Annotated in this window: 8 protein-coding genes; 7 read left to right on the top strand and 1 reads right to left on the bottom strand. The window is 48.9% G+C overall.

The features are described 5' to 3' along the window. Positions 1-171 precede the first annotated feature (171 nt). Positions 172-702 (bottom strand): transposase, encoded by a 531-nt coding sequence (locus JFN88_RS08285; RefSeq protein ID WP_233167576.1) that lies wholly within the window; start codon positions 700-702, stop codon positions 172-174. A gap of 480 nt (positions 703-1,182) precedes the next feature. Between JFN88_RS08285 and JFN88_RS08280 the strand changes: the two genes are divergently transcribed. From JFN88_RS08280 to JFN88_RS08250, 7 genes are all read left to right on the top strand, one after another. Continuing rightward, on the top strand, positions 1,183-1,371 hold the full coding sequence (locus JFN88_RS08280; protein WP_199018853.1) for a sigma factor G inhibitor Gin: 189 nt from the start codon (positions 1,183-1,185) through the stop codon (positions 1,369-1,371). 281 nt (positions 1,372-1,652) lie between these two features. Next, positions 1,653-3,149 carry an aminotransferase class I/II-fold pyridoxal phosphate-dependent enzyme gene (locus JFN88_RS08275; protein ID WP_199018852.1) on the top strand — a complete coding sequence of 499 codons (1,497 nt, stop codon included), beginning with the start codon at positions 1,653-1,655 and terminating at the stop codon, positions 3,147-3,149. 79 nt (positions 3,150-3,228) lie between these two features. Then, a complete protein-coding gene (gene tmk / locus JFN88_RS08270) occupies positions 3,229-3,885 on the top strand; it encodes a dTMP kinase (protein WP_199018851.1) in 657 nt (218 codons plus the stop codon). A 111-nt stretch (positions 3,886-3,996) separates the two neighbouring features. Next, on the top strand, positions 3,997-4,326 hold the full coding sequence (darA, locus tag JFN88_RS08265; RefSeq protein WP_199018850.1) for a cyclic di-AMP receptor DarA: 330 nt from the start codon (positions 3,997-3,999) through the stop codon (positions 4,324-4,326). Between the two features lie 18 nt (positions 4,327-4,344). Continuing rightward, positions 4,345-4,788, top strand: coding sequence for a YaaR family protein (locus JFN88_RS08260; RefSeq protein WP_199018849.1), 444 nt, complete (start codon positions 4,345-4,347; stop codon positions 4,786-4,788). A gap of 15 nt (positions 4,789-4,803) precedes the next feature. After that, on the top strand, positions 4,804-5,793 hold the full coding sequence (gene holB / locus JFN88_RS08255) for a DNA polymerase III subunit delta' (RefSeq protein ID WP_199018848.1): 990 nt from the start codon (positions 4,804-4,806) through the stop codon (positions 5,791-5,793). Beyond that, the gene (locus JFN88_RS08250; protein ID WP_199018847.1) at positions 5,786-6,589 is read left to right on the top strand and encodes a PSP1 domain-containing protein; all 804 of its coding nucleotides are present in this window, start codon (positions 5,786-5,788) and stop codon (positions 6,587-6,589) included. Before holB ends, JFN88_RS08250 begins: the two co-directional genes overlap by 8 nt. Positions 6,590-6,601: the final 12 nt, after the last annotated feature.

The following is a 6,601-nucleotide window of genomic DNA, read 5'->3' as shown; positions in this document are numbered from 1 at the left end:
GGACCGCAGGGTCCTGGGAGAGTAGGACGTCGCCAAGCACGAATGGCCCGTTGAACTTTAGGTTCAACGGGTTTTTTGTTATTGAGACAGAAGCATTTATAATTTCGTTTACACTTGTGTTCTATGCGCATTAAATACCCCGGCTAACGCATGAGCCAGGGTATTGTGCTTTTAGCGATGGTAGAAGTTTACAGAGGTATCTTCCAAGAAGATGAGACCGTCTTTTCTTGAACGCCGCAGCTTATTAAGTACAATGAGCCTTGGTGCGAGCGCCCATAAATGCCAACTGATGAGGCTGATCATTGCTGACTCGCCCATCCACGGATAGATAAGGGCGATCGCGCATAACCCGATCCATAGCAAATGGCGGTGAAGCTTCCGAAACAACTGATGTTCAACCATGACGATAGGCAAATAGCCGATCCAGGGAGTTTTATAGCGCCAACCCCAACGACGATCCTCCGGTTCATCTACACGAATCATTGTTAGCTTAATAATAACCCAGTGCAGCCAATAGATTGCCAGAGCGCTGGCCAGCCAATAGAATAGTCCCTGATAACTGTACATTATAATTTGAAATATGCCCAGCCCTGATACAATAATGCCGTAGCTAATGACGGATTCATTTTGTACCTGGATTTTTTTGATCAATTGATAGTGATAAACGGTTGCGTTCTCATGTATTTCTGATCTTCGCTGCATAACACAGCCCTCCATACGATTGGCAGACTATTTTAAAATTTCCGAGAAAACAAAGCTTTTTTCCGGCAAAAGCGGGTAAAGCCGGTTACGCTTAATGAATACACCATAATACGATATCGGAAAATTCAGCCGCAAGTTGAATATGTTGTTCTATTTTTCATCCTATCTATTTCATGGTTGAAGCAATAGCAATGACACGGAAATTATATGGTGAGCAATCAAATGCTTGGCTGTATTTTCTTATATTACGGTGAACGTAGCAAAAGGTATAGAAACTGCGCGGTTTTCCGTTAAACACCACAGAGGACTTTTGAGCATAGGATGTAAAAATGGGCAGCGGATATGGAACAGTTTTCAAATAAATGGTAGCCGATTTTCCTATGAAACAAGTATATCTTGCTAGGATTTGTGTCATAATAGTAAGTATAAAAGTAAAGTAATCTGGATTTACGATTATAAAAGTAAAGGGCGGGATGATCAATGAATGAAGAGAACCGTCAGCCTTGCTGTATTGTATGTGGACATGAGAAAGAAGAAGGGATTTTTGTCCTGTCCGAGTTTATATGCGATACTTGCGAATCAGAGATGGTAAGAACCGATGTAAGGGATGCCAAGTATCCTTTTTTTATTCATCAGCTTCGACAAATCTGGTTGAAGAAGGACGCCTGATCCTTTAGGTAGGAAGGATAGGGGATACGATATGACAGACAGGAAAATCACTCCCTCCGGGCTGGGATTATAATAACGGGCAGAACAGGCTCTTTATTATGACCAGCGCGGGGGGATTTTTTTGAATAAACAGGTTTTCAATGATGTTTTCACGTGAAACATTGCAACAATTCTGTCCACGGAGGAACGGGAGATACAACCGTTTTTATTTGGGTGAGCGGGAATATGATATGATGAGGTAGAAGCAGGGTAATAGAAGTTAAATAAGAGAGGTTTTATATATGTCGTCTACGTCACTGTTTAGGGCTCCCTTATATGAAATACTGGTTAAGCACGCGGACTCTGCGCCAGGCAGTTTGCACGTTCCCGGTCATCAGTACGGTAAGGCGCTGGGAAAGTTGTCCGCTTCTGTTCGTGAAGACTTTGCCCGTATTATGCGGATGGATGTGACGGAGCTGTCGGTGACCGATGATCTGCACCATCCAGAAGGTGCAATCCTTGAAGCCCAGAGGCTGGCGGCCGATCTTTATGGCGCAGAGGAGACATATTTCATGGTGGGCGGAAGTACGGCGGGCAATCTGGCGCTGCTTCTGTCCCACTGCAAACGTGATGGTATTCTGATCACACAGCGCAATGTTCATAAGTCCATCCTTAATGGACTGGCGCTGAGTGGGGCGCATGCTGTCTTCGCAGCCCCGCAGATTGATCGCGACAGCGGTCTTGCCACGCTCCCTTCCCTGGAGCAACTGGAGGAGGCCTTGATCCGTTATTCCGAAGCGGAAGCCGTCATGCTGTGCAATCCGAATTATTACGGCATGGGGGCCAGTCTAAAGGATTATGTGGAGCTTGTCCATCGCTATCATAAGCCATTGTTTGTTGATGAAGCGCATGGCGCTCATTATGGACTGCATCCAGAGTTTCCAACAGGGGCACTGGCAGCGGGTGCAGATGCAGTCGTGCAGTCGGCCCATAAGACACTTCCCGCACTAACTATGGGGGCTATGCTGCACGTCCAGGGCGAGCGTATTGATCGCGCCAAACTGCGGGGAGCACTGACTATGATACAAAGCTCCAGTCCTTCCTATCCAATTATGGCTTCCCTGGATTTGGCCCGCGCTGCGTGCATGGAGCAAGGTCCGTCCTTATTCGACCAGGCTTTAGAGGCAGCCGCCTATATTCGGGATTGTATAGCCTCCAAGCTGCCGTGGGTAAGCCTGTTGCCTTTGAAGCCGGAATCCCAAGCCTATAATCAGGCTGATCCGCTGCGGATCACGCTGTCAGACCGGACAGGCACATTGTCCGGTTACGACTGGCTCAAAGAGCTGGAGGCATATGGCTGGTGGGCAGAGATGGCCGATTCCAGGCATTGTGTGCTATTGATCGGGATATCCTGTACCCGGCAGGAGGTGAATCGGATCGTAGAGACGTTGATTGAAATTTCTGCGCGATATGAGTTGGACCGCAAAGCGCCCCAAGCAGCAGCAGATTTGTCTGCTGGACATTGGAATTGGGGGGAATTGCCCTTGTCGGGCCCAATCCGTCTTCCAACTCCTGCGGAAGGAGCGCTTCAGACAGAAATGGTGCCGTTGCAGGAGGCGGAGGGAAGAAGTTGCGCTGAGATGATCACTCCGTATCCTCCCGGCATACCTATATTGTATCCGGGAGAATGTATAAACAATGGCATAATTGCGGCGATCCGGGAACTTGCTGAACATGGAGCCAAATTTCAGGGCGCTGCGGACCCTTCGTTGATGCATGTGAAAGTTTACAGGCATTAGATGGAAATGTCGTTTACCGAAATTGAACGCTTTGTTACAATAGCAATAAGGTACGATTATATGATTAGGAGCATTTGCATTGAAATCAGGACGATTCATTACGATTGAAGGCGGCGAAGGCGCAGGCAAGACGACGCTTATCCAGGAACTTGAGCGGCGTATAATGGCTGCTGGAATTGCTGTTGTTACTACACGGGAACCGGGCGGAATTGCGATCGCGGAACAAATTCGCGGTGTTATTCTCGATTCCCGCCATACAAGCATGGATGGGCGTACGGAGGCGCTGCTGTATGCGGCCGCCAGACGACAGCATCTGGTTGAGAAGGTGATCCCGGCTTTAAAGCAAGGATTCGTCGTCATATGTGATCGGTTCATCGACAGCAGTCTTGCGTACCAGGGTTACGCGCGCGGGCTTGGGATGGAGGCGGTATGGGAAATTAACCGTTTTGCAATTGGCGACACCATGCCGGATTTGACGATATGGATGGATATTGAACCTGAAGAGGGATTAAAGCGGATACACAAGGACGATTGCCGTGAGCTGAACCGTCTTGATCTGGAAGGGCTTAAGTTTCACGAGAAGGTGAGATCAGGCTACGAGCAGATATATAGACAGTATCCAAACCGAATCGTCAGAATAGATGCCAGTGCTGAGCCGGATGCTGTGGCCCGGCAGGCAATTGCAGCTGTTGAACACGGACTTAAAGGTTTTTTCGCAGAGAATGTCAAATTATAATAGATAGAAGCGAAATCATGCGGAGCCTTCCGCAGTTGCGGCTTGGATTCCAGACAAATGACAGACGTTTCGCCAGGCACACTTTTACAAGTTTATAAGGGAGGGTTAACGATGAAATTAGTGATCGCGATTGTACAGGATAAGGACAGCAACCGATTGTCCAATGCGCTCATAAAAGATGGATTTCGTGCCACCAAGCTGGCAAGTACAGGTGGGTTTCTCAAGGCAGGAAATACAACCTTTATGATTGGTATTGAAGATGAACGAGTATCTGATGTTATGCAAGTCATCCGCTCCAACTGCAAAGTCCGCGACCAGCTTGTGACACCGGTAACGCCGATGGGCGGAACCACAGATTCGTATATCCCGTTCCCAGTAGAGGTGCAGGTAGGTGGAGCGGCAGTCTTCGTAGTGCCGGTAGAACGATTCGAACATTATTGATCGGGTGTGACATAACGGATGAAAATTAACCCTGGCTTTCGGCCGCTCGGCCAGGAAAGAACGCGCTCCGATGTGGGGTCCCGACCTGTTATTCAGACGAATTTTGCAGACGTAATGGGCCAACAGGAGAACCTGAGAACCCAGGAACAACTGCAGAAGAAGCTGCAAGATATTCATAATCAGGGTGAGCGCTTGGCCAAGTCCATGACGGTTCGTGAATTAGCGATTTATAAGCAGTTGGTCAAGAAGTTTCTTGAGGATACGCTGCGTCGGGGCGTCAGTCTGAGGGAGACCAAGGGCTGGGACCGCCGCGGACGGACAAAAAGATACAAGCTGCTGGAGGAAGTGGACGCGATCTTGCTCAGTATGGGCGAGGAACTGCTTGATACGGAGCAGGGCAGGATTGATCTTCTGGAGCGGGTTGGAGAAATCCGGGGCTTGTTGATAAATTATTTTTTTTGAGGAGCAGCATGACCGATGTCATTTCAAACCATTGTAGGACAGGAGAATGCCAAACGAATTTTGCAGCAGGCGCTTCAGCGCAATAGCGTATCCCATGCCTATTTGTTCAGCGGTCCCCTTGGGACAGGGCGGAGAGCTGCCGCGATGGCCTTTGCCAAAGCGCTGTTCTGTGAAGAGCAGGGCAGTGATGCCTGTGGAAACTGTCTTTCCTGCAGAAAGTTTGAACATGGCAATCAACCGAATCTGCTGCATATTGCGCCTGATGGAGCTACGATTAAAATTGATCAGATCCGCCAGCTGCAGCGGGAGTTGTCCTACCGCAGTCAAGGCGAGGGACGCAAAGTATATATCATGGAAGGGGCAGAGAAGCTGACGGTTCAGGCAGCCAACAGCATGCTGAAATTTCTCGAAGAGCCCGCTTCGCCGGTTGTTGCGCTATTGCTGACGGATAATGGACAAGCTGTGTTGCCGACAATTCGGTCACGGACTCAACTCGTTCCATTCTACCCGGTTGCGCCTGCTGACATGCGTGAGGCGCTTATCGGGGAAGGGCATCCTGCTATGCTTGTACATGTTGCGGTTCATCTGGCTTCGGGTCTGGATGCTTGCAGGGAGATTATCCAACAAGAGGGGTTTGCAGAAACGAGAAACGTAGTGATACAATTAGGCAAGGAGAGCTTGATCAAATATACGGCGGCAATGGTGACGTTGTCGCAGGCGATATTCAAGTCAGGCTCCACCCAACAGCCGGAGCAGCTGATGTCCATGCTCTTGCTGTGGTACAAGGATATGATCCATTTTCAAGCCGGCAGAGAAGATGCCATTGTATATGTTGATCAGCTGGACTGGATACGTAATCATGCCTTTACACGTTCGGTTGAAGGTTGGGTGTTTTGTATGGAGTCTACGTTGGAGGCCAGCAAGCGGATACGCGCGCATGTAACGCCCCAGCTAGCTTTCGAGCAATTTCTGGTGAACCTTCAGGAGGGCAAAAGCCTTGTATAATGTAGTAGGTGTCCGCTTCAAGAAGGCGGGGAAAATATATTATTTTGATCCGGTAGAACATGCGGTGGAGCAGAATCAGCACGTCATTGTAGAGACAGCGCGTGGGATCGAATACGGAAAAGTGGTGGTAGGGCAGAAGCAGGTTGGGGAGGAGGACGTTGTTCTTCCGCTTAAAAAAGTGATCCGGATTGCCGGTGATACGGACGCCAAGGTGATGGAAGAGAACAAGAACGCGGCCAGGAATGCCTTTTCAACCTGTATAGACAAGATTCGCGACCATCAGCTCAAGATGAAGCTGGTGGATGTTGAATTCACGTTTGACCGCAATAAAATTATTTTTTACTTTACAGCCGAAGGAAGAGTCGATTTTCGTGAACTGGTTAAGGATTTGGCCAGCGTGTTCCGCACCCGGATTGAGCTGCGACAGATTGGTGTACGCGATGAAGCGAAGATGCTCGGCGGAATTGGACCATGCGGACGGATTCTATGCTGTTCCTCATGGCTTGGGGATTTTGAGCCGGTCTCAATCAAGATGGCAAAGGATCAAAATTTGTCGCTGAATCCGACCAAAATTTCAGGGCTGTGCGGACGACTCATGTGCTGTCTGAAGTACGAGCATGACAATTATGAGAGCGTCCGTGAGGAAATGCCGGCAATCGGGAAAGTGGTCATCACTTCAATGGGTGAAGGCAAGGTGACCGGTATTAATGCCTCTTCCAAAACGGTCTACGTTCAATTGTTTGAAACGGGAGGCAAACCGAAAGAGCTGCCTTTCGATGACGTTGTGGTGAAATAATTCGACGATTTT

It is taken from the genome of Paenibacillus roseus (assembly GCF_016424485.1).
GTDB classification, from domain to species: Bacteria; Bacillota; Bacilli; order Paenibacillales; family Paenibacillaceae; genus Paenibacillus_D; species Paenibacillus_D roseus.
The sequence above is the reverse complement of the archived record's forward strand: the minus strand, read 5'-3'. Positions and strand labels throughout refer to the sequence as shown.

What these genes read in the sequence shown, in the direction of transcription:
- JFN88_RS08285 (WP_233167576.1), bottom strand. Translation starts at nt 702, where the DNA reads ATGCAGCGAAGATCAGAAATACATGAGAACGCAACCGTTTATCACTAT.
- JFN88_RS08280 (WP_199018853.1), top strand. Translation starts at nt 1,183, where the DNA reads ATGAATGAAGAGAACCGTCAGCCTTGCTGTATTGTATGTGGACATGAG.
- JFN88_RS08275 (WP_199018852.1), top strand. Translation starts at nt 1,653, where the DNA reads ATGTCGTCTACGTCACTGTTTAGGGCTCCCTTATATGAAATACTGGTT.
- darA (WP_199018850.1), top strand. Translation starts at nt 3,997, where the DNA reads ATGAAATTAGTGATCGCGATTGTACAGGATAAGGACAGCAACCGATTG.
- JFN88_RS08260 (WP_199018849.1), top strand. Translation starts at nt 4,345, where the DNA reads ATGAAAATTAACCCTGGCTTTCGGCCGCTCGGCCAGGAAAGAACGCGC.
- holB (WP_199018848.1), top strand. Translation starts at nt 4,804, where the DNA reads ATGTCATTTCAAACCATTGTAGGACAGGAGAATGCCAAACGAATTTTG.